20 protein-coding genes and 1 pseudogene are annotated in these 22062 nt (G+C 60.0%); 11 read left to right on the top strand and 10 right to left on the bottom strand.

Annotation, left to right across the window (positions count from 1 at the left end; genetic code table 11):
* Positions 1–43 precede the first annotated feature (43 nt).
* Together AT302_RS11305 and AT302_RS11300 are read right to left on the bottom strand one after the other, a co-directional pair.
* A complete protein-coding gene (locus AT302_RS11305) occupies positions 44–694 on the bottom strand; it encodes an anti-sigma factor family protein (RefSeq protein WP_058378528.1) in 651 nt (216 codons plus the stop codon).
* Entirely contained in the window at positions 694–1275 is a 582-nt protein-coding gene (locus AT302_RS11300; protein WP_237172126.1) for an RNA polymerase sigma factor, read from the bottom strand. Before AT302_RS11300 ends, AT302_RS11305 begins: the two co-directional genes overlap by 1 nt.
* A 338-nt stretch (positions 1276–1613) precedes the next feature.
* Between AT302_RS11300 and AT302_RS11295 the strand changes: the two genes are divergently transcribed.
* From AT302_RS11295 to AT302_RS11275, 5 genes are all read left to right on the top strand, one after another.
* On the top strand, positions 1614–2576 hold the full coding sequence (locus AT302_RS11295; protein WP_058378527.1) for a LysR family transcriptional regulator: 963 nt from the start codon (positions 1614–1616) through the stop codon (positions 2574–2576).
* A 126-nt stretch (positions 2577–2702) separates the two neighbouring features.
* Positions 2703–3707, top strand: coding sequence for an ABC transporter substrate-binding protein (locus tag AT302_RS11290; protein WP_058378526.1), 1005 nt, complete (start codon positions 2703–2705; stop codon positions 3705–3707).
* Between the two features lie 72 nt (positions 3708–3779).
* The gene (locus AT302_RS11285) at positions 3780–4547 is read left to right on the top strand and encodes an ABC transporter permease (RefSeq protein WP_058378525.1); all 768 of its coding nucleotides are present in this window, start codon (positions 3780–3782) and stop codon (positions 4545–4547) included.
* A 71-nt stretch (positions 4548–4618) separates the two neighbouring features.
* On the top strand, positions 4619–5386 hold the full coding sequence (locus AT302_RS11280) for an ABC transporter ATP-binding protein (protein WP_058380264.1): 768 nt from the start codon (positions 4619–4621) through the stop codon (positions 5384–5386).
* A 96-nt stretch (positions 5387–5482) separates the two neighbouring features.
* Positions 5483–6811, top strand: coding sequence for an NAD(P)/FAD-dependent oxidoreductase (locus AT302_RS11275; protein ID WP_058378524.1), 1329 nt, complete (start codon positions 5483–5485; stop codon positions 6809–6811).
* Between the two features lie 230 nt (positions 6812–7041).
* On the opposite strand, the pseudogene AT302_RS28435 reads toward AT302_RS11275, so the two are convergent.
* Positions 7042–7203 (bottom strand): annotated as a pseudogene (locus AT302_RS28435) (hypothetical protein); the annotation flags it as partial.
* Between the two features lie 672 nt (positions 7204–7875).
* Between AT302_RS28435 and AT302_RS27595 the strand changes: the two are divergent.
* Both AT302_RS27595 and AT302_RS11265 read left to right on the top strand, forming a co-directional pair.
* Complete coding sequence (locus tag AT302_RS27595) at positions 7876–8241, top strand: hypothetical protein (protein WP_157125769.1); 366 nt, start codon at positions 7876–7878, stop codon at positions 8239–8241.
* 585 nt (positions 8242–8826) lie between these two features.
* The gene (locus AT302_RS11265) at positions 8827–9336 is read left to right on the top strand and encodes a hypothetical protein (RefSeq protein ID WP_157125768.1); all 510 of its coding nucleotides are present in this window, start codon (positions 8827–8829) and stop codon (positions 9334–9336) included.
* Between the two features lie 195 nt (positions 9337–9531).
* Here AT302_RS11265 and AT302_RS11260 read toward each other — a convergent pair whose 3' ends face one another.
* A complete protein-coding gene (locus AT302_RS11260; protein WP_058378521.1) occupies positions 9532–10008 on the bottom strand; it encodes a DMT family transporter in 477 nt (158 codons plus the stop codon).
* 25 nt (positions 10009–10033) lie between these two features.
* Positions 10034–11461 carry an amidohydrolase family protein gene (locus tag AT302_RS11255; protein WP_058378520.1) on the bottom strand — a complete coding sequence of 476 codons (1428 nt, stop codon included), beginning with the start codon at positions 11459–11461 and terminating at the stop codon, positions 10034–10036.
* Between the two features lie 230 nt (positions 11462–11691).
* Here AT302_RS11255 and AT302_RS11250 point away from each other — a divergent pair, with 230 nt between their 5' ends.
* Positions 11692–12627 carry a LysR family transcriptional regulator gene (locus tag AT302_RS11250; RefSeq protein WP_058378519.1) on the top strand — a complete coding sequence of 312 codons (936 nt, stop codon included), beginning with the start codon at positions 11692–11694 and terminating at the stop codon, positions 12625–12627.
* Between the two features lie 20 nt (positions 12628–12647).
* On the opposite strand, the gene AT302_RS11245 is transcribed toward AT302_RS11250, so the two are convergent.
* From AT302_RS11245 to AT302_RS11235, 3 genes are read right to left on the bottom strand one after another with little or no spacing between them, the layout of a single operon-like run.
* A complete protein-coding gene (locus AT302_RS11245; RefSeq protein WP_237172125.1) occupies positions 12648–14018 on the bottom strand; it encodes a di-heme oxidoreductase family protein in 1371 nt (456 codons plus the stop codon).
* Between the two features lie 44 nt (positions 14019–14062).
* On the bottom strand, positions 14063–15502 hold the full coding sequence (locus AT302_RS11240) for an ABC transporter substrate-binding protein (protein WP_058378518.1): 1440 nt from the start codon (positions 15500–15502) through the stop codon (positions 14063–14065).
* Positions 15503–15513: 11 nt separating this feature from the next.
* Positions 15514–17520, bottom strand: a complete 2007-nt coding sequence (locus tag AT302_RS11235) for a TonB-dependent receptor plug domain-containing protein (RefSeq protein WP_058378517.1) — start codon at positions 17518–17520, stop codon at positions 15514–15516.
* 470 nt (positions 17521–17990) lie between these two features.
* Between AT302_RS11235 and AT302_RS11230 the strand changes: the two genes are divergently transcribed.
* Both AT302_RS11230 and AT302_RS11225 read left to right on the top strand, forming a co-directional pair.
* On the top strand, positions 17991–18278 hold the full coding sequence (locus AT302_RS11230; protein ID WP_058378516.1) for a YciI family protein: 288 nt from the start codon (positions 17991–17993) through the stop codon (positions 18276–18278).
* Positions 18279–18501: 223 nt separating this feature from the next.
* Positions 18502–18921: an organic hydroperoxide resistance protein gene (locus tag AT302_RS11225; protein ID WP_058378515.1), complete on the top strand. Its 420-nt coding sequence runs from the start codon at positions 18502–18504 to the stop codon at positions 18919–18921.
* Positions 18922–19112: 191 nt separating this feature from the next.
* On the opposite strand, the gene AT302_RS11220 is transcribed toward AT302_RS11225, so the two are convergent.
* Complete coding sequence (locus AT302_RS11220) at positions 19113–19346, bottom strand: hypothetical protein (protein ID WP_058378514.1); 234 nt, start codon at positions 19344–19346, stop codon at positions 19113–19115.
* Between the two features lie 467 nt (positions 19347–19813).
* Here AT302_RS11220 and AT302_RS27590 point away from each other — a divergent pair, with 467 nt between their 5' ends.
* Positions 19814–20509: a hypothetical protein gene (locus AT302_RS27590; RefSeq protein WP_157125767.1), complete on the top strand. Its 696-nt coding sequence runs from the start codon at positions 19814–19816 to the stop codon at positions 20507–20509.
* A 559-nt stretch (positions 20510–21068) separates the two neighbouring features.
* Here the strand turns inward: AT302_RS27590 and AT302_RS11215 are convergent.
* On the bottom strand, positions 21069–22046 hold the full coding sequence (locus AT302_RS11215) for an Lrp/AsnC family transcriptional regulator (RefSeq protein WP_237172124.1): 978 nt from the start codon (positions 22044–22046) through the stop codon (positions 21069–21071).
* Positions 22047–22062: the final 16 nt, after the last annotated feature.

Genomic DNA, 22062 nt, shown 5'->3' with positions numbered 1-22062 from the left:
CTATGTCGCCGACGCCGCCGATGCGGTGGCGTCCGGCAGCAAATCATTCGCTCACGCCGTCGACATCAGCGCAAACCTCTGGCCGTGGCGGCGCCATGTCACCACGTCCATATCGTCGACCGGATGAATCCCCGGACTGCGATCGCGTCGGGCGTCCTTGACTACACATGGTCGTCGCGGCATTGCCGACCGAGGGCGTCAGCAACAGCGATGACAACGACGAGGGCGATGGCTCGTCGGCCAGCAAGCGCGCACCGGCGAACGACAGCAACACGGCGCATGCAGTCGCCACGGCGGCAAACGTGCCCGCCGACCACCACACCAGCGGTCGCGCACGGGGAGCGGCGAAATGGACCACGCCCGGCATGGCGCCCGCCGCGAGTTGGCCGCCGAACATACGAGTCGCATGTGTGCGCACGAAACTGGCGTCATTGGCGCTGGACGCTTTGCGCGGCAACCCATGCGTGGTGCGTCCGCGTGTCAGCGCCAGCACGCTCGCCTTCAGTCCCGGCGGTACGGGCGGCGCCATGAGATCGTCGAACGCTTCGCGATACGGCAAGGCCGAAGCCCGCAACGCGGCCACACGCGCGCCCATGTCCTGCGAGCGGGCAATCGCGGCTTCGACCTGTAGACGCGCATCGTCTGACAAGGCCCCTTCGACATAGGACAGGAGCGTCTGGTCGTTGATCACCATTACTTGGATGTCTCTGCCAGCGCCGGCCGCAAGCGACGCGGCGCAATGCCGAACTGCGCACCGATGGTTTGACGCGCCGCCGACAGGCGGCCGGTCACCGTCGCCACGGGCACATCGAGAATCTGGGCCGCTTCGCGATAGCTGAACCCTTCGACTGCCACGAGCAGCAGCGCAATGCGCTGGGTCTGCGGCAAGCGCTCCACCGCGTCGACAATCTGCTGATGGCTGGCGTGCTCGTCGGGCAGTCCCGACACGCCATCGGCCACGTTCTCCAGCATCTCGTCGTCCCACGCCACACCGCTGCGGCTGCGCACGTTTCGGGCACGTAATTCGTTGACCCACAGCGAGTGGACGATCGAATACAGCCAGTTCAGCGGCGCACTGTCAGGGCGCAAGTGGGCATCTGCGCGCTCCAGCGCCCGCACGCAGGCGCGTTGGACGAGGTCTTCCGCATCGTGCCGGTCGCCCGTCAGACGCAATGCGAACGTCCAGAGCTTGGGCAGCATCGGGGGTAAAAGGCTCGCGAAACTCGTGTCGCGTTCGAAGTCCAGCATCGTCATCACCAAGCGCTCGTGCAGCATGCACGGCACCGATTATTCCCGTGCGCGCGTAAAGGAAATAATAAGATTCCCTCAACAGCCGCCCTCGCCAGATTCACCTGACGTTCCCTTCCTCACGCGCGCCCCGATCTGCGGACGCGTTCGTTCCGCACACCGACACCCTCCGCGCTGCCCCTAAGCGATTTCCCCTACCCGGATTCTCACGGCCTAATACAAAGTATTAGTTTTACTTAATTCGTTTTTGTTTTTAGGGCCTTAATCCCTACAATCCACAGAAATTCTTATATCGATGCATCGCTGCGCACCGGAAAACGCCCTCTCGCGCCACCGGCACGCACCGCCCGACCGGAGACAGGTTGATGAAAAAGCGTGCAGACCTCGACGTCAGATCGTTGCGGATCTTTGAAGCCGTGGCGTCGGCCGGCAGCCTCTCGGGCGCCGCCGACACGCTTGGCGTCACGCAATCGGCCATCTCGCAGGCCATCGCCCAGATCGAACAAACCGTGGGTACACGGGTGCTCGACCGCTCGCGCCGTCCGCTCAAACTCACGCCCGCCGGACTGGCGCTCTCGCGTCATGCCCGCCAGATCGTCGACGACATGGACCGCCTCATCGCGCAGGTGCAAGACGCCGACGTCGCCAGCCGTGCTGCGGTGCGCGTGGGCATGATCGACTCGTTTGCCGCCACCGTCGGCCCATCGATCGTGCGGCAGATGTCGGGCAGCACCAGCGAACTGCTGCTCTGGTCCGGGCTCGCCAACGGGCATGCGCAAGCGCTGCTTGCCCGCCAGCTCGACCTGATCGTCACCAGCGATCCCATGCACGACATGGAGCGTCTGGTGCGCCGTCCGATCTTCACCGAGCCTTTCATCGTCGTGGTGCCCAAGGCGCGCGAAGCCGAGCTTGCGCAAGCGGATCTGAGCGAACTGATTCGCACCCTGCCGCTGATCCGGTTCTCGGGACGCTCGCACTTTGGTGCCGTCATCGAGCGCCATCTGCGCCGCACGGGTCACTCGCCGCGCATGCATCTGGAGATCGACACGTCCGACGTGGTCATGTCGATGGTGGCCGCCGATCTGGGCTTCACCATCGCCACGCCGCTGTGTCTGCTGCAAGGCCGCGCGTCGCTCTCGCAAGTGGCCGCACTGCCGCTGCCCGGCCCCGCGTTGTCGCGCACGATTTATCAGGTCTCTCGCGAAGGCGAAGTCTCGGAGATGGCCTCGCAGTGCTTTCTTGCCGGGCGTCTCGCGCTGGCGCAAGAGGCATTCCCCGAGTTGCATCGCCTCATGCCATGGCTGGGCGAGCGACTCGCCTTGTGCTGATTTGCACTGACGTTCCCGCCTGACCGACCCCTCGCCCGATCACCGCTTACTGCCATTACTGCCATTACTGCAACACCCGCGCGCATCGTTCACCGCGAAATAACACATATCCAACAGGAGACACGCATGAACCCGTCACGACGCAAGTTTCTTCACACCAGCGCCGCCATGTCAGCCGTTGCCGCCACCGCCGGTCTGACCGTGCCCGGTATCGGCCGCGCAGCGGACGCCGCCACCGTCCAGTACGGGGGCTCGGCATGGCTCGGTCACTACCCCGCCTATCTCGCGATGAAGTCGGGTGCACTGACCGCCGCCGGCATCGATCAGCAATGGCAGTCGTTCGGTACGTCGTCGGCGCGCATGAGCGCGGTGCTCTCCGGTGGCATTGACATTGCCTGCACGGGCATCGTCTCGGCGCTGGCATTGATGGCGCGTGGTTCGAAGCACTTCTCGATCGTGGCCGTGCCGGAAAGCTTCGGCCGCGTTGAAGGTCTGTTCGTGCGTGAGGGCGTGAATTCGCTGCAAGACCTCAAGGGCAAGAAGCTGGGTGTGACCTTCGCGTCGAGCGCGCATCTGCTGGTGCTCGACCTGCTGGGCAACGCCGGGTTGTCGAACGACGTGACGGTGCTGAACGTGCCCGCCCCGGAACTTCCCGGTGCCATCCAGTCGGGTCAGATCGACGCCGCCGCTGCGTGGACGCCGCAGTTCAACCGTATTCGCGCCATGTCGGGCATGAAGCTGCTTGCCGACGACACGCAGTTCTCGCTCTACAAGCGCTACAACGTCACGCCCGGACCGGACGTGCTGATCGTGCGCAACGCGTGGGCCGAGAAAAATGGCGACGTGGTGCGCAAATACCTCAAGGTCTATTTCGACGCCTGCCAGACGCTGCGCGACAAACCGGATGAGGCCGCCCGTTCGCTGATCGGCTTGACCGGCATGTCGGCGCTCGACCAGATCGAAACGATCAAGGGCGCCGAGTGGTACAGCCTCGCGCAGCAAACGCAGTTGCTCAAGTCGCCGGGCAGCTATGTCGACGGACTTCAGCGTCTCGCGGAAATGCTCGTGACGTACAAGCAGATCGACAAAGCGCCGGCCGTGCGTCAGTGGATCAACACGTCGTATCTGTAAGCCCTGCGGCTGTGCCGTCGCGCCGGTGTTCGTGGGCCTCACGAGGCCGGCGCAAGTTCGAGGAGTCTGATTGTGAATCATCGTCAACCGTCCCGCGCCACGTTGCTCGGCGTGGGGTTTGCGTCCATCGTGGTGTTCCTGCTGGTCTGGGAACTCGCCTGCCGCACCGGGGCCATCGACCCCCTGTTTCTGCCGCCGCCCTCAGCTGTCGGCGAACGCATCATGGCCATGCTCAGCGACGGCACACTCGTCGCCAACGTGCTCGCCTCCACGCGTCGCGTGATGACCGGCTTTATCGCGGCCACCGTCGTCGCCATTCCGCTGGGCATCATTCTCGGCACGTCGACGTATGCACGCGCCGCGTTCGATCCGATCCTGTCGTTCCTGCGCCCGCTGCCGTCGATGAGCTGGATTCCGCTCTCGCTGCTGTGGTTCGGTATCTCGGAGACGCAGAAGTACAGCATCGTGTTCATGGGCACGTTTGCCCCGGCGCTGGTCTACGTGATCGAAGCGACACGCAACGTCGACCCGCTGTTGATCCGTGCGGCCCGCAATCTGGGCGCGGGGAACTGGCAAGTCATGCGTGAAGTCATTCTGCCGGCGAGCCTGCCGCAGATTCTCTCGGGCATGAAGATCATTCTCGGCCTGTCGTGGACGTGCGTGATCTCTGCCGAACTCGTCGCCGCGCGCGAAGGGCTGGGCTTTCTCATCATGAACGGCAAGGAGTTCTTCCAGACGGAAGTCGTCGTGCTCGGCATGGTGATGATCAGTGTCACCGTGCTGGTGACGGACGTGGTGTTTCGCGCCATCGAGCGCAAAGTGTTGAGGTGGCAGGCATGAACGATCGCATCGATTCGAAGGTTTCCCCGTCCCCGACCTCTTCCTCGCCCGCCATCGATCGGGGGCAGACGATGATCGCCATCGAAGGGATCTCCAAGCGTTATGGCGACTTTCAGGCGCTGGAGCGTGTGGACATGAACATCGCCCGCGGCGAGTTCGTGGTGCTGCTCGGTGCGTCGGGTTGCGGCAAGTCGACGCTGCTCAACCTGATCACCGGCTTCGATGAACCGACGACCGGGCGCATCGTGGTCGCTGGCCGCGAGGTCAAGGGCATCGATCCGCACTGCGGCATGGTCTTTCAGCAATACGCCTTGTTCCCGTGGCTCAGCGTGCTCGATAACGTGGCGTTCGGCCTGAAGATGAAGGGCATCGACAAGGCCACGCGCTATGCCACGGCGCGTCGCTATATCGAAATGGTCGGTCTCACCGGCTTTGAAGATCGCTACCCGAAGGCGCTGTCTGGCGGCATGCGCCAGCGAGTGTCGATTGCCCGCGTGCTGGCCAACGACCCTGACGTGATTCTGCTCGACGAGCCGTTTGCCGCGCTCGACGCGATGACGCGTCAGGTGTTGCAGGAAGAGCTGTTGCAGATCTATCAGAAGAGCGGCAAGACCATCGTGTTCATCACGCACTCGATCGATGAAGCGCTAATGCTCTCGACGCGCATGGTCATCATGAGTGCACGCCCCGGGCGCGTGGCTTGCGATCTGCCCAATGATCTGCCGATGCCGCGCAACGCGCAGGTACAACTCTCGCCCCGTTACAACGAACTCAAATCACAAATCTGGAACACCGTGCAAACGGAGGTCATGCGCAGTCTGGAGAGTCGCGCCGCCTAGGCGGCCTGCCCTCATCGGCCTATCTGGCCTATCTGGCCCATCCGGCCAGTCTGGCCTGCCGCGAGAATCCCCATGCATGCCCGCATACGTATAGTCATGTCTAATCAAGTCAACGCCTCCCGATCCGCTCGCAGCAGCTTTCCCGCCTACCAGGCGGGTGCCGGCTGGAATGCCTTACTTCCCGCTCGCGTCCCGCGCACGCAACCGCCCGTCGAGCGCAGTTTTGACGTCATCGTCATCGGCGCCGGGTTCACTGGTCTGGCTGCCGCCCGGCGTGTGGCCGAACTGCGGCCCGAAGCCAGCGTGCTGGTGATCGACGCCACTACCGCCGGCAACGGTTCGTCGGGACGCAACTCAGGCTTTCTCATCAACCTGCCGCACAACACCGGCATGGGCGGCCACGGCAGCCCGGTACAGGTGGCGCGCAAGCAGATCCGGCTGTACGACATCGGGCTGAAGTGGTTGCATGAGTTGATCACCACACACGGCATCGATTGCGGCTGGAACCCGGTCGGCAAGTATCACGCGGCTGCGACGCCCGACGGTGAGCAACGCCTGCGCGACACGCTTGCGCAGTATCGCGAGTGGGGCGTGTCGTTTCGCGAACTCTCGCGCGACGCGCTGCACAGCGAGATCGGCACCGACTATTACGGCTACGGCTATCACTCCGAGAACAATGTGTTCGTGCAGCCTGCGGCGTTGGTGCGCGGGCTTGCTGACACCTTGCCCGCGAATGTGCGTCTGTGGGAGAACGAGCCGGTGGTGGCGCTCGACGGCAACGGGCCGTTCACGGTCACCACAGCAACGACCCAGTTGAGCGCAGGACAGGTGATCGTGGCCAACAACGGCTTTGCGCGAAAGCTGGGCTTGGCGCGCGACCGTGTCTTCACCATCTACACCTATGCCGCGATGACCCCGGCGCTGGCGGCGGACGAGTTAGCAAAGCTCGGTCCGGCGCAGGAATGGGGCGTGATTCCGGCCAATCGTCTGGGTACGACCTTGCGCAAGACGCTCGGCGGCCGCTTCGTTGTGCGCAGTGCCTATTCGTACGAGAAGGAACGCCCGATGGGCGATGTAACGGCCATGCTGACCGACTCTTACCGACGCCGATATCCGCAGATGGCCTCGCACAAGTTCGAACACGTGTGGGGCGGCGTGACGGCACTCACCCGCAACGGCGCGCTGTACTTCGGTGAAGTACGCAAGGGGTTGTACACGTCGCTCGGTTGCAACGGCGCTGGCGTGCTCAAGGGCAGCATGTTCGGCAAGCTGCTGGGGGAGATGGCGTGCGGACACCAATCGCCCGAGCTTGCCGACGCGCTGGGGTTCGAGCGCCCCTCGTGGCTGCCGCCGGAGCCGATCCGGCGCGTGGCGATTGTCTCTGCGATCCAGTATCAGAAGCATCGCGCCGGGCTGGAGCGGTAATCGCGCATTGGTGTTCGGCGGTTGCCAGAACGGGGCAACCGCCTTCGTCGAAGTACGTGCCCAAGTCGGCGTGACTGTGGGCAGCGAATTCTTCGAGCTCCTTGAGTCGATGTCGATGCCATCGTGCAGACTGGCCGGATGAATCGCAACTTAGCGCCGTGTTAGTGCGCCGATTCGTCAAATGCTTTACTGATGAATTCCGGGCCGTTGCCGCCCACAACAAGTCAGGGCTACCGTGTTGCTGGAGCGGCGCTTCCGCGAACAGCCATCACGCCCTGGATGTCGGGCGCTTTGTCGGCGACCAACCGTTTGAGCCCCCCGCTCGCTTCTTCCCATTGGTGCAATCGCCGGGCCTGCGCGGCCTCCAGGTCGCAGTGAGCGTTACACCACTTATAAAACGTTGCGTCCGAAACGTCGCGTTTTCCGCAAAGATTGGCGACCGACTCGCCTGCGCCCCTTTTAGCGCAATATTAACTTCCCCCGTCAAATTACGACCTCTTCATAACACTACTTTTCCCATATCGTTATCACCATATTTCCAGACAAATCATTGAAATTACAAAGGCAAAATTCACAAGATCGATCGCCCACCCGATATTGCATTGACTCAATCAACCGGGCTCCAGTAGTCTGAGTTCGCCGAGTCTATCTAAGGCAATGGGCTTCTGGTGTGATTTGGCGGTCGCCGCTATTGATGGCGGATCATGTTTTTTCTATGAGGCGAGTTATGAATGAAACTATTTCCCTTGATACTCTGCATTCGGCACTAGTCCAAAAAGAAGTTTTCCGGAAGATCTTCGAATACCGCAGTATGGCCTGGTGTAACGTCAACCCATCCAAGGCTTCCAACTCCCGATAATATAAACAACAAAGGCTGCCAAAAATGGCAGCCTTTTACTTTTTACATGCCAAAGTGATCTATGGCGATCAATCAATATGTCCGATAATTTCCGCCGGCATCACTTACAAATCATCTTCATACCAAGCTAGCGCATCTACCCGATATTAATCAGAATATTCGCATTGATGAATGCTTGAAATTTTTATTTCTCGCATCAATTCGAATGAAACAACATAAAAATACTTATGCTGTCGTCAGTAAATTGATTGACGAAGTATGGCATGAATGCATTCTTCAAACTCAAGACTACGCGCTTTTATGTGAACGACTCCCCGGGAAATCTTTTATCCATCACAGCTCGTCGCCAGGCGGGTACCCGGAGCACGTAATGAACTACGGCGCGGACGCGGCAGCGGATGAGCAAGTGTGGTGGCTCAAATACTACTACCTCCACTTTGGCGAGCAGACGGCGGCGTCGGCTAAGCACTGGATCGGGGTGGTATTTCTGATGGACACGTTTGGCCTGTCAATTGACGACATCAATCGCGTCGCCAGCGGGGAAGTCGTTCAGAAATCGGGGGTCCCGTGAGGCATATCTGCCTTGGGCCGTTCGCTGTTCATCCCGATCATCTGGGTACAAAACGTAGCGTACGAAATGTCGCGTTTTCCGCAAAGATTGGCGACCGACTCGCCTGCGCCAATTTTAGGGAAACGTTAATTCTCCATCGTCAAATTACCACCTCTTTATAACACTACTTTTCCCATATCGTTACCACCATATTTCCAGACAAATCATTGCAATTACAAAGGCAAAATTCACAAGATAGATCGAAACCAAGATATGGCATTGACTCAACCAACTGCACTCCATTAGCCTGAGTTTGCCGGATCCATCTAAGGCAATAAGCTTCTGGGAAGATTTGGCGGTCGCCGCTGTCAATATTGATGGCGGGTCATGATTTTTATTCTATGAGGTGATTTATGAATGGAATTATTTCCCTTGACACTCTGCGTTCGGCGCTAGCCAAAAAAGAAGTTCTCCAGAAGATCTTCGAATACCGCAGCATGTCCCATTGTCAATACCCCCCGTGCAATGTTCGAACGCCCCAATAATATAGAAAGTAAAAGGCTGCCAAATTGGCAGCCTTTTACTTTTCTCATCTCAAAAGGATCTATGGAAATCAATCAAAACATTCGAGAACTAACTCCGGCATCGCTTACAAATCATCTTCACACCAAGCTAGCGCATCTACCCGATATTGAGCAGAATATTCGCATTGATGAATGCTTGAAATTTCTATTTCTCGCATCAATTCGGATGAAACAGCATAAAAACACATATGCTGTCGTCAGCAAATCGATTGACGAAGTATGGCATGAATGCATTCTTCAAACTCAAGACTACGCGCTTTTATGTGAACGACTCCCCGGGAAATCTTTTATCCATCACAGCTCGTCGCCAGGTGGGTACCCAGAGCACGTAATGAACTACGGCGCGGACGCGGCAGCGGATGAGCAAGTGTGGTGGCTCAAATACTACTATCTCCACTTTGGCGCGCAGACGGCGGCGTCGGCTAAGCACTGGATCGGGGTGGTATTTCTGATGGACACGTTTGGCCTGTCAATTGACGACATCAATCGCGTCGCCAGCGGGGAAGTTGTTAAGAAATCGGGGGTCCCGTGAGGCATATCTGCCTTGGGCCGTTCGCTGTTCATCCCGATCATCCGGGAGTGGGTTCATCCATTCTGCGATGGACAGTTACTAGACTCAATCATGTGTATGGGGCAGACATTGTCTTGGTCGGACGCGTCAAACCTTTCTTCTATTTTTTCGCCCCGGCAAAAGCACGGGGGTCAGACGCGCGCTTCCGCGGGAGCTTTATGACTTGCTCAGCGCCTGCACTAGCGTGTTGCCAAAAAGCGTGAGCGACACGCCTGCCAGCATCACCAACGCCCCGGCGAGCTTGATCGCGGAGACCTGACGCGTTACCACGCCGATGAGTCCGAAGTGGTCGATGGCGAGCGACGACAACAACTGTCCGGCGATGACGAGCGCCAGCATATTGGCAAGCCCGATGCGGGGCGCCAGCAGCACGGTGCAGAAGATCGCCCCCGCACCCAACAGCCCGCCCGCGAAACGCCACACGGGTTGCGACGGCACGCTTGCGATGGCGGCGGCAAGACCGCCTTTGCCAATCGCAATCGCCGCCAACGCCACCGTGCCGATGGCAAACGAGACGAGCCCCGCCGCTACCACGTTGCCGCCAAGCCCACCCGCAAGCTGGCTGTTGACGGCTGCCTGCACGGAAATGGCCGAGCCCGCAGCAAACGCCAGAAGAAACAGAATGAGGTTCATAGTCGCTGACTCGCTTGCCTGAAGCTCATGCCTGCGCCAGTTGCGGCGGCGTATCGGCAAAGATGTCCGGCGCGTAACCAACACGTGCGAACAAATGCGTACGCGACGCTTCCGTCGCGTGTTTGAGCGCTTGCATATCGAGTCCCAGCAGCTTGCCGCCCGACTTGCGAATCCGGCCTCCGACGATGACCGTGTCGACGTTACTGCGCTCCGCCGCATGGACGATGGTCCCGATAGCGTTGTTCGACGGATAGAGATTGATGTCGTCCGCGCGAATCAGGACGAGGTCCGCCTGCTTGCCCGGCGCAAGCGATCCGGTCGCGTGCGACAGTCCGGCGACGCGGGCGCCGTTGATGGTGGCGGTCTCCAAGATGCTGCGCACCGATACGGGGGCCGGCGCCGACGTATCTCCCTGATATCGACGGTGCTGCACCAAGCCGCGCTGCATGACATAGGCGGCACGCATTTCACCGAACATGTCGCCACCGTACGACGCCTCGACGTCGATGCTGATAGCGGGCGCGATACCGTGATCGATAGCGCGCTGATAGACCGTCAGCCCTTCCTCAAGACCATACTGCGCGTCGGAGCGCGGGCAGACGTTCACGTTCACGCCCGTCTCGCGCAAGATTTCCCACTGTTCGTCGGTCAACCCGGTGCAATGGTTGAAGATGTTGTCCGGCCCAAGCAGACCTTCGTCGCGCAATTCCGGCAGCAACTTGCCCATGTCCGCGCCCAGAAACTCGGTGACGATGCGCAAGCCCAAGCGACGCGCTTCAGCCCATGTGTCGCGATCCCATTGCGACATCATCGCCATGGTGACCAGCGCATTGTCGTCCTCGAAGCGCTCCTGCTTGAGGCGCGCGAGATCCTGCGGCCAGTGCTGCGCCCATGCCCCGGCTAACGGCTTGCCCGGGGCATAGACGGCGCGAATACCCGCATCCTGAAGCGCGTCGATCGACGCATCTGAGTGCGCCGGGCTGCGCGCATTGTGCGAATTGTCGACGAGCGTTGTGATGCCTGCGTCGAGTGCGCCAAGCGCCGTCAGGAGATTGCCGACGTACATGTCCTCCGGGCGGTAGTGCGTCGCCACGGAGAAATGGGTCGAGCGCAGATAGTCGAGCAGCGTCGGCGAGTTTGGATCGAGACGACGCAACTGGCCTTCCCACGCATGGCGGTGCGAGTCGACAAAACCCGGCATCGCGATCATGTTGGATGCGTCGATGACTTCAGCGCCTTCAACCGCGTCCCCGCTCAACTCGGCACCGATGACGGCGATGCGGTCGCCTTCGATCAACACATCGCCGCGTGCCAGATCGCCTACGGAGGCATCCATGCTGACGATGGCAGCCCCCTTGATCAGGAGACGTTTACCGGCGGCTACCGGCGTGAGCGGTGCCACGATGTGACGCAGAGCATCCCACGACGTCGAAGGGTACGAATTGGCTGGCATTATTCTTCCTGAGCGAATAATCGGCACGAGAGCGATTTCGTCATCAGGCGGTGGCACCCTGTGTGACTGGTGGCGGCCTGCAAGAAGCGAAACCCTGTCTTGCCTTTGAGAGAGGGCGCCACCGGGAATCGGTCGGCGTCCCGCGATGGCGACAGGGTTCAATGTAAAGACCGGCGTGTGGCGCGACAATCACCTATACTTTTCATACTTTGTGAAGCTGGGAATACATAATGCGAGGCAGCGAATTTGCGGATATCCGGGCATTTGTGACGGTCGCCGAGCAAGGCGCGTTTGCTCGCGCGGCGAATGCGCTGGCCGTCTCGCCGTCGGCGCTCAGTCAGACGATCCGGTCATTGGAGGAACGTCTGGGCGTGCGTCTCTTCAACCGGACAACCCGCAGCATCAGCCTCACGGATGCGGGCAACGCCTTGTTCGAGCGCATGCAACCGTTGCTGGCCGAGTTCAACGCCGCGCTCGACGAGGTGAATCACTATCGCGACAGCCCGGCGGGCACGCTCAAGGTCTGCGCGCCGCAAATGGCCATCATCCATTTGCTTCAGCCAATGCTCGGTGTGTTTCAGGACAAGTACCCCGACGTGGTGCTCGATCTGACCAGCGACGAGAGTCTCGGCGACATCGTGGCGCGTGGCTTTGACGCCGGGATTCGACTGGGCAGGCACGTAGATCAGGACATGGTCGCGGTGCGCGTTGGCCCGGACCTGCGGCAGATTGCCGTCGCTTCGCCCGAATATCTGAGCAAGCATGGCCGCCCAGAAACGCCACAAGACCTGCACCGTCACAAGTGCATCAACTGGCGTCGCGCGGGTCAGAGCGGCGTGTACAACTGGGAATTTGCGAAGGACGGGCAGTGGTTCGACATTTCCGTCAAAGGCACGCTGATCGTCAACGACTGCGCGGTCGCCCTGCAAGCGGCACTCGATGGACTTGGCGTGACCGTCTGGACCGAAGACTGGATGAAGCCGCATTTGCAGTCTGGCCGGTTGGTGCCGCTGCTTGAGGCGTGGTCACCGCTGACGCCGGGTTTTTACCTCTATCACCCGAGTCGCGTGCGCATGCCGGCGGCACTGCGCGCGTTCATCGATGTAGCGAAGACCGTGTCGATGGAAATGGCGCAGGCCAACCGGGCGCCGGCCGTTTCTGCCTGAAGGCTTCGCGACCGGGCCGTTTATAGCGACATCAGGAATCGCAGCAGATCGGCCCGTGCCTGCGGCGACATCGCACGATAGCGCTCTCGCGCGAGCTGCCCTTCACCGCCATGCCACAGAATGGCTTCCTGCACCGTACGAGCACGGCCATCGTGCAGATAGGTCGCGTCGGGATTCACTAGCGCCGCCAATCCCAGTCCCCACAACGGCGGCGTACGCCAATCGCGCGGCCCGGCGAGAAAGTCCGGACGCCCGTCTGCCAGCCCATGTCCCATGTCGTGCAACAACAGGTCTGTGTAAGGCGCAATCTCGCGATTGGCCATCGCAGCCAGCGGCGGGAACGCCCCCGTGCGCAAGCTGGGCGTGTGGCATGCGGCGCATCCGTTCTGCGCGAATAGCTGTTCACCGCGCTTGACCTGCACATCGTCGATATCGCGACGCGGCGGCACTTCCAACGTGCGCTGGAAGTATTCGATGGCGTCGAGTTGCGTGGCGGTCAGATCGGGCTGGCCGTCGGTCGGGGCCGCACGGCACGCGGTCTGCACTGCCGGGCAAGTCTTCTCGGGAAACAGCGGCGAGGTGATGCCCAGATCGCCGACGAAGGCGCTTGCGATCTGTTGGCGTATCGACGGTTGATTGGCCTTCCAGCCGAAACGCCCGACGACCTGACGCTTGGCGGCCACGTCCCACACGCGATTGACGCGCCCACGCACCCCATCAGGCAAACGGCGAGCCGCCAACGCGTGAAGTGTTGCGTCGTCGATGGCTTCAAGCCAGCCGAGTCCATAGACCGGAGAACCGACCCGCGCCGATGTCATCGTGCCATGCCCGAGCGGTCCGAACGCCAGATCGCTGAACACGAGTTGCGGCACGCGAAGGCGCACCGTTTCTCCGCCGGCCAGCCGTTCGATGCGCTCTGTGTATTGCACGCGCACCTGCCCTTCCGCCGGTACGCCGGGAATCGCCTTGTCGCCGAGTTGGTCGCCGTAGTTTGGATGCTCGCGCGGCGCGCCCGTCGGCGTGCTTCCCGGCACGCTCAAACGAACGAGTAGGCCGCGAGGCGCTTCGTCTGGGCCAAGCGGTGCGTTGCCGCGTCCGAACTTCACGTGACACGCGATGCACGAGATCTGGTTGTAGACCGGTCCGAGTCCGGCAATGCGCCGATCTGCCGACGGGTACACCACCCAACTCTGACGGAACAGCGAGCGCCCTTCGGCAAACTGCGCGAGTGACGCGTCGTCGTCCACTACGGACGCCATCGGCATGCCGAACGCTTCGCGTGTCACGGGTGCCGCCGTGGGCGCTGTGATGGGCGCGGCAACGGATTGCGACGCGGCGTCGAGCGGCATCAGACTGCCTGCGACGCCCATCACACTCATCAAGCTGGCCACGATTGCCGTCAGACGCCCTCGCCACCGGCGCTGTTTTGCCTGCACTACTTGCCTGAACATACCGCCCCGTCGGCCAGCCATTCACGCACTTGTGCCGTGCGAGCGTTCAATGCCTGCGACCACGTCGCCTCCAGCGCACTGGCCTTCGTCTGTGCGGCGGGGTCTTGGCGTCTGCGGTCGAACATCGCTCGCAGCGCCGGGTCAGCGGCGGTGTTGGCATCGATCGGCGGCTGCGTCAGCAACGCACGCGCCTTCTCGAGACAGACGGGATCGACGCTCGCTACCGGCTTTGCAGTACCGTTGCCTTCTGTGCCCGCGAGTTGATGCCAGCGCGTCCAGAGTTCGGTCAGTTCCGCCTTGCGACGCGTGAGGAATACGTCGAACAACGCGTTGTCGAGTGAATAGCGCGCGAGACCCAGCGTCTCCTCATACGTCACGCCCGCTGTCGCCGCGTTGGCGGCAAACGGGTCATACGTCCCCTTCGGTGCATCGCGATACACGCTCGGGCGCACGGGTAGCTTGCGCACGTCCAGCGCGAACAGCAGCCGTTGCCCGGCGTCAGACAGCACGAAGCTGACAAACGTGCGCGCCGCACCGAGATGCGGCGTATCGCGCAAGATGCCGATGTGCGCTGGTGAATAACCCGTGCCCGGCGGGTACACGAAGGTCAGCGGCGCGCCATTCGCAATAGCGGAGCTGGCGAAGAAGTCGATGGTGACGGCCACCGAGATTGGCGCACGCATGCCGTGCGACAAGCTGGCAAACGCGCCGCCTGTCTCCGCGAACACGAAGTTCGCTCCGGCCTCGGAGAGCAATGCCCAGCCCTTGTCCCAACCTTCGGCTTGCAGCACCACATCGAGCAACGTGGGCGCGAAGCCCACGCGGCTCGGCACCGGAAACATGATGTGTCCGCGATAACGCGGCAGCGTGAGGTCCTGCCACGTTTTAGGTGCGGGCAGCCCCTGCCGCGCCAGCGCCGCCGGATCGAGCATAAAGCCGAACCCGGCAATTTCCGACGCGACGAATCGCCCGTCCGGATCGGAGATGCGGAACTTGCCGACGTGAGACGGCAAGCCCGTGAGATCGACGTCGAGCTTGCGCAGGGAACCTTCCTGCCCGAGATCGGCGAAGTTGCGCACGGCGGGCGACCAATAAACGTCGACCCCGCCCTGCTTCGGGCCTTGCAGGTAGTCGTAAGCGTCGCGATGCTGACGCCACAGAATTTGCAGCGCGATCTCGGGATGCTGCTTCTCGAACGCACGCTCGAAGGTCGCTACCACCTCCTCCGGATAGCTCGTGAGCACCGTCAGGGTTTCGCGCTGTGTTGCACTCGCGGCCTTCGGTGGCGCGACCGTTGCCGTTGCGTCGGCCGCATGGGCCGTTGCCACGACGCCGGTCGTTGCCGAGAGTGTTGAAAATGCCGTGATCGCCGCGAATGATGCGAATGCGAGCGTTCGAATCGTCTTGCCTGCCACTGCCTGCATACCCTGCTCCATCAGAACGTGTAATTCAGATTCACGTAGTAGTTACGACCGGCTTCCGGGTATCCCTCGGTGTAGGCGTAGTTGCGATCGAAGATATTGCGCACGCCGAATTCGGCCGTCACGTTGTGCACCACTTTCCACGCGAGTTTCGCATTGGCGATGCCGAACCCGGCGGCCACGCGACGCCCGTCGCTTGAACTGACGCGCGACGATGTGAATTCCGTATCGCCGCTCACCGCGACCTTCGATGTGATGTTCCACTTGCCGTACAGGAACAGCTTATGACGCGGCACATCGGTCAGCACAATCGACGGATCGCTGCGGTTCTGACGGTTGATGTACGTGTAGTTGCCACCGACTTCGATGTCGTCGCCGATCTGGCTATTCACCGACGCTTCGATACCCTGCGCCACCACGTGCCCGACGTTCTGCATCTGCGTGCACGGCGGGCTGCTGCAAGCGCTGGCCGGAAGCGATGCGGCCTGAATCAGGTTGCGAATGTCGCTGTAGAACAGGTTCACCGCGCCTGTGGTGCCCGGCGCGATGCGCTCGCTGTAGCCGATTTCCACGTTGGTGGCGTGCTCGGGGCGCAGGCTGGCATTCGGGATGGCCGTGCCCATGCGATACGAGTAGCGATCCTTGATCGTGGGGAAGCGGCTCTTCTCAGCGACGCCGAGGTGCAGCTTGCCGGTCGGCGAGGTCTTGTAGACCATGCCCAATTGCGGATTCCACGCGTCGACGTTGTCCTTCGGGAACCCGATGATCTGGTTCGCGGCATTGACGTCTTCGGCGCGGCGCGTGATGCGCTTGTCGTAACTCACGCCACCCTGCACGGCAAACCGGTCGGTGAACTCGTGGGTGTCTTCCAGACCGAACGACAGCGTCGCGTCTTCGAAATGCTGATCCGGTTTGCCCGGATTGATTTCGTGGTGGAAGTCGTTCTTGATGTGCGCCGCGAACTTCACCGTGTTGGCGGTGAAGAGCTTGGTGCCGACTTCGGCGCTTGCGCCCCACGTGTGATCGTCATACGACGAGTTGGACGACGACTTTTTGAGCTGTGTCGAGTACGTGGCGTCGTCGTACATGCTCAGACCGTTCTTGTAACGGTCGTAATAGGCGCGCACTTTCACGTAGCTGTCGCTGCCCAGTTGCGTGCGCGAGATGTAGTAGAGGCTTTCCTTGTCCCAGTACGGCCAGCGCCAGTAGCGCACGTTCTGCGTCGGATCGGTGCCGGCGTAAGGCGGGTTGCCCTTGCTGCCGACCTGATTAATGTAATTCAGCGAGTATTCGTCGGTCGCGTTCGGCGTGAAGCCGATCTTGACGTTGATCTTCTTGTCGCGATTATCCGAGTTGTTACGGCGTCCCGGTGCTTGCGCGGGGGCGCCCTTGAACGCATCGGACAGCGTGTAGAAATCGCGTTCCAGATACGAGCCGCTGACTTGGAAGTACCACAGGCCTTGATTGCTGCCGAGGTTGAAGTTGCCTTGATAGCCGTTGTTGGCGAACTTACGGTCGAACACCAGCCCACCGCCGATGTTGCCTTCGAAGGTGCTTTGCGGACGGCGTCCGACCAGATTGATCACGCCGCCCAGCGTGTTCGGACCAGCGAGCACGGTGCTGTAGCCCTTCTGGACTTCGATCGCGCCGATGTCGAAGGTGGTAAAGCGTGCGAGATCGACGTAGCCGTCATACGAGACGTAGACGGGGATGCCATCGATGAGTACCGGCACCTGCCGCATGTCGAAACCGCGCACGTACACCATCTCTTCGTTGCGCGGCCCGACCTTCGAGATGTTCACGCCGGGCATCATGTCGAGGGCGGCGCCGACCGTGACACGGTTGGCCTGCTCGATCTGCTCGGCGTCGAGCGTTTGTGTACCGATCGGCATGCGATCGCTTTTTGCGGTCACGTCGACGCGGCCCAACTCGAATACCGGTTCTTCTGCGGCATACCCCATGGTCGACGACATGGCTGCCGCCACCATCAACGGAAGCTTACGCTTCGACAACTTCTTCATCGTAAAACGCACTGCTTTGTCCCCTCTTCGTCTTGTAGTTAGTCGTTATATATCGACTTATATAACGATAGTCGCGCGAAATGCCGGACGCGAAACGACGCGCCAGAACCCTTCGGGGTCCGGTGGTGGCAAATCGGGAGCGGATCGCGCGAACGCGGTTGCGCCGTATGAAACAAACAACGGCGGAGGCAGCGTAGGGGAAAGTAAAAATCTTGGCAAGCGAATGACGACCTATGTTCATCATTCATCTGCCGTGATAGTGGTTTTCGGGACGGTCGTCAGGCATGCCAAGTAATTAACAAGGTAACAAGGCAAGGCGGTTTGGGGTGCTGAGGCGATGGCTCGGGCAATGCAACCGGCTCATGGGGTGGATGATGTCCCGGGTTGCACGCGTTGCAACCCGGCTTGATACACTGGCCGACGGCGGCGCCATGCCGCACCTCACTCCTCCACTCGGACAGGATCACAGGATGTACATCGTCGAACTGACTTACCTGCAACCCACGAGCGCGATCGACGTGCAACTCGTCGCGCATCGCGAGTTTCTTGCCACGCAATATGAGCGCGGGTTGTTCATCGCGTCCGGTCCCAAGAACCCGCGCGACGGCGGCGTGATCATCGTCTCCGGCAAGGTGTCTCGCGCCGAGCTCGATGCGCTCATCGCGCAGGACCCGTTCCACATTCATGGTCTGGCGGATTACCGTGTCATCGAGTTTTCGCCGGTCAAATCGCACCCGCAAGTGACCGATTTGCTGTAAGGCAGCCCCGCTGACCCTGCTGAGTTTGTATCGCCATGTATCTGACGCGGGCACGGACACAAAGCGTTGCCTGCGAACGTTGCGCAGACACAAGGCCGATACAGCCGCTTAGTTCAATGCGAGAAGTCGATGTTGCAAGGGCCGGGACCTTCCCGGCACGGACATCGTTTCGCGTCGATCAACGGCGCACTACTCGTTACTCAGTACTCAGCGGAGGCACCTCATGACCCAACTCGACAAAGTTCTCTACACCGGCCGCACCCACACCACCTCGGGCGGCCGCGACGGCACCGCACGCAGCGACGACGGACGGCTCGACATTGCTCTGTCATCGCCGGGCACCAAGGGCACCGGCACGAATCCGGAGCAATTGTTCGCTGCCGGCTGGTCGGCGTGCTTCATCGGTGCCATCGGGCTCGCGGCGCAAGCTGCCAAGGTGACGCTGCCGGAAGATCTGTCGGTCGATGCCGAAGTCGACCTTGGCCGTGTGGGCGATGGGTATGCGCTGCAAGCGCGTCTCAAGGTGAACTTGCCCGGCGTGCCGCGGGACACGGCGCAGGCTTTGGTGGATGCAGCGCATAACACCTGCCCGTACTCCAAGGCCACGCGCGGGAATATTGACGTGACGATTACGCTGGTGTGACGTGGGATCGTTCGGTGCTTGCTTCCTCTTGAGTGGTTGATGGGGAGGCGGCACCGGACGGTTTTATTGCAGTGTTGTTGGAAACACAAAGGGCGGGACGACATGTTTCTCATGTCGTCCCGCCCTTTCTTGTTTCGGGTGGCTGCCGTGTCAGCGACAGCCATGTCCTGCGTTGCGAAACCTGTGGTTGCTCACGCACCCTTGTACAGCGTCATGTTCAGGTGATCGATCTGACCCGACGTTTCAGCGGCGACGAGTTGATTGTGAACCTGCGAAGCGCTCAGTTCCGGACCGCTTTCCGGCGTCCAATGCGCCGCTTGCACAGCATTGCCGGTGCTCGTGAGTACATCGTTCGTGCCAGCCGCATAAGCCACACCTGCGGTACCAAGGGTTGCAAGCGAAACAGCGATCATCAGTGCTTTCATGGTGACTCTCCAAAAGGTTCAAATAGGGCAACGCCCGGATCGTGGGCTGCTTTGCGATGCCACCGCATCGATCCGCCGTTGTTGCTATTTAAACTTCGGGAGGTATCTGCCGTTTGTCTGGGAGTCTGGCGAGCGTGATTGTATGTACCGGAGAGCGTGCGGGATACATGGGGATACAAATTCGGGGAGATTGGTGTCGTACGCAAGACCTTCAGGATGGTATTGGAGTTGCGACTAAAGAGTCTCGACGCGGGACGTCATGAGACTGATTTCGGTCACATTCCGCCAGTTACCAGATATCCACTAGTTTTTCCGGGCGGTCTCTTTCTCGTTTATAACGGACATTAGTTTCCCAAAGGGGACGCCATGCCATTCAATCCTGCCAACATACTTCAGCGCCTTCCTAGCAAACACCATAAGTCAGCACAGCATAATTACCACAAACCTCTAAAAATTCAACAATAAAATTGAAAAAACATATTAAAGCACAACCATCTAAACTTCGATCCAATCGGACTCGGCCTTCAAAAGCAGAAAAACCAAGCTTAATCAAGCGATGGACTCCTGTAGCTGCCTTTGCGGGTCTAATATTATCCGTCCCAATGGCAGGAAAAACGCTTTATGACGCATTCAGAATCAAAGACGACGCACTAAATATTCAGGTTGCATCTTACGAGCAAGATGGGAAATACATTAATATCGGGGTTGTTTACAGCAATGCAGGTGACTATACGGAGATCGTGGCTGGCGTCACATCGCTTATAGGTCAGATAGAACGCCGCTCTGGACAAACCCTAGCATTCGAGCAAGGCAAATGCACAAAACCAATATCAGTTAAACCCGGGGAGACGGTTATGGCTCGATATAGAGTTATTTTTAACACAAATGATAGCCGAATAGTTCCGCTCCCCGAGTTTGACAGAACAATATTTTCAGCGATGCTCGACTTCGACGTAGTGCATAGGACACAAGGTGTTCTCCACCAGCGAATTCTCATAGGTGATTTGACGCCTTGGCGTAACGACCCACTCTCTGGCGACGTTAATTTCACTTTTGAGACCGTCAAATTTCCTGTTAACTTTGCGGTCGGCGCCCCGCGCGTTAAGCTTGGAACATATCCCCAATCGCCTGAATTTTTAGTGCCGGACACTTGCAGCAGCTGAGGCCGCCTAAAAGACAGTACACATCAACCACGATCTCGCTTTATTCCACTTACATTTAAACAACACCGCAATATTATTATTTCATTCACACCATTTCTGGTGGAAATTTGGTGTAAATCGGCTCTGTCCACCATAAATCACAAACAAGGTAAGTGGTCGCCGCACCTCGGAAATCGCCACCCGAACGGCACTAAATCAATTGATCGGAGTGCGTCGTTCACGGATCCTGGTGAACGACAGAAATCGCACAGACTCCACCATTACCCATTTGCTCAGTTCGTGACCGCTGTACGGTCACGAACTGACGCAGACGGGGTTGCTTCCATTTACCCGATCGTATTCACATCTGTGAAAGCAGCCGAGAGACCATCTCCGACAACAAGTGTCTGTGCCGGACGCCGGCAATTTACCTTTGAAATCCAACGTTGTAGCCGAAAACCAGATAGCCACGAAAAATTCCACAGTCTCCAAACCAGAAGCATTCGGCGCTTCGATTCACGGCCTATCTCATACAAATTGCAGCACCCGCCGCACCAAGCCCTCTCGAAAGAATAACCCCCTACTCCACCCTCAACCCATGCCGCAACCGCCCGGCACGCTTATACGCTTTAACCACCGTACTAACATCACAAGACAGCACGCCTTCAAGCGCACCAATTCGCTCGGTAGAAACCGTCCAAAGGTCATGGATGTCGTGGCACAGCACGTGCCAGAACAGCTGCGTGTTGCCGCTGGTGCCGAACAAACAGCGCGTGTGCTTATCCTTCGCCAGTTCCATCGCAATGCATTCAGCTTGTCCCGGGCGAGTCTGCACCGACAGGATCGCTTCCACACCGTAGCCAACAAGCGACGGCTCAAGCTCGACGCGAAACGTCAGCACATGGCGTTCAACCAGCCCGCTAATCATTCGCTGCACCTTGGGCTCGCTAACACCGCACGCTTCCGCCAACACGCCCAAGCTTGCCCGTCCGTCTGACGCCAGCACCGCCAGCAAACGTGTCTCTTCGGCATTGAGTTCGAAGCGACCGTCGCCCGGCGGCACCGGTTCCACCGGTACCGAGCCGTCAATGCGCCAGCGGCTCGCGCGCCGGAACGAGCGCAGCACGATGCGTGACTCCACCTGCCTTAGCCCCGGCACTTGCGGCAGCACTCGCACCACCAGATCTGACAACTGATCCTGACTCTGCGTATTGATCTCCGCGAACAAGTCCGACGCGCCAGTCGTCGCCAGCACCACCTGCGTCTGCGGCAGACTCGCGAGATGGCAGGCGACCTGCTGCTCTTTGCCGTTTTCCACCTGCAACCAAGCGTGCAGCACCGGGCCGCTGCCGCCCGCCACCGGATCCAGTTCGCCGATCACCTTGGCATAACCGCCTTCCATCAGTCGCTGGAGCCGACGCGACAGCGTGCGCTCCGGCACGTCGCAGGTAGCGCTCAGATCGCGCCACGTCCCGCGCGGGTTGACCTGCAACGCCGCCAGACACGCCAGATCGGTGGCGTCGATCTCGACATTCCCTTCTTCTGACAAAGTCTCCACACGATTGTCCATATTC

The organism is Pandoraea norimbergensis (assembly GCF_001465545.3).
GTDB classification, from domain to species: Bacteria; Pseudomonadota; Gammaproteobacteria; order Burkholderiales; family Burkholderiaceae; genus Pandoraea; species Pandoraea norimbergensis.
Note: the sequence above shows the minus strand (reverse complement) of the source record. Positions and strands in the feature narration are given on the sequence as shown.

Bases quoted from the DNA above. Each gene is read 5' to 3' on its own strand.
- AT302_RS11295 (WP_058378527.1), top strand. From the start codon at position 1,614: ATGAAAAAGCGTGCAGACCTCGACGTCAGATCGTTGCGGATCTTTGAA.
- AT302_RS11300 (WP_237172126.1), bottom strand. From the start codon at position 1,275: ATGCTGCACGAGCGCTTGGTGATGACGATGCTGGACTTCGAACGCGAC.
- AT302_RS11220 (WP_058378514.1), bottom strand. From the start codon at position 19,346: ATGAAAGCACTGATGATCGCTGTTTCGCTTGCAACCCTTGGTACCGCA.
- AT302_RS11275 (WP_058378524.1), top strand. From the start codon at position 5,483: ATGTCTAATCAAGTCAACGCCTCCCGATCCGCTCGCAGCAGCTTTCCC.
- AT302_RS11305 (WP_058378528.1), bottom strand. From the start codon at position 694: ATGGTGATCAACGACCAGACGCTCCTGTCCTATGTCGAAGGGGCCTTG.
- AT302_RS11250 (WP_058378519.1), top strand. From the start codon at position 11,692: ATGCGAGGCAGCGAATTTGCGGATATCCGGGCATTTGTGACGGTCGCC.
- AT302_RS11235 (WP_058378517.1), bottom strand. From the start codon at position 17,520: ATGAAGAAGTTGTCGAAGCGTAAGCTTCCGTTGATGGTGGCGGCAGCC.
- AT302_RS11230 (WP_058378516.1), top strand. From the start codon at position 17,991: ATGTACATCGTCGAACTGACTTACCTGCAACCCACGAGCGCGATCGAC.
- AT302_RS11240 (WP_058378518.1), bottom strand. From the start codon at position 15,502: ATGCAGGCAGTGGCAGGCAAGACGATTCGAACGCTCGCATTCGCATCA.
- AT302_RS11260 (WP_058378521.1), bottom strand. From the start codon at position 10,008: ATGAACCTCATTCTGTTTCTTCTGGCGTTTGCTGCGGGCTCGGCCATT.
- AT302_RS11255 (WP_058378520.1), bottom strand. From the start codon at position 11,461: ATGCCAGCCAATTCGTACCCTTCGACGTCGTGGGATGCTCTGCGTCAC.
- AT302_RS11265 (WP_157125768.1), top strand. From the start codon at position 8,827: ATGGAAATCAATCAAAACATTCGAGAACTAACTCCGGCATCGCTTACA.
- AT302_RS11225 (WP_058378515.1), top strand. From the start codon at position 18,502: ATGACCCAACTCGACAAAGTTCTCTACACCGGCCGCACCCACACCACC.
- AT302_RS11290 (WP_058378526.1), top strand. From the start codon at position 2,703: ATGAACCCGTCACGACGCAAGTTTCTTCACACCAGCGCCGCCATGTCA.
- AT302_RS11280 (WP_058380264.1), top strand. From the start codon at position 4,619: ATGATCGCCATCGAAGGGATCTCCAAGCGTTATGGCGACTTTCAGGCG.
- AT302_RS27595 (WP_157125769.1), top strand. From the start codon at position 7,876: ATGAAACAACATAAAAATACTTATGCTGTCGTCAGTAAATTGATTGAC.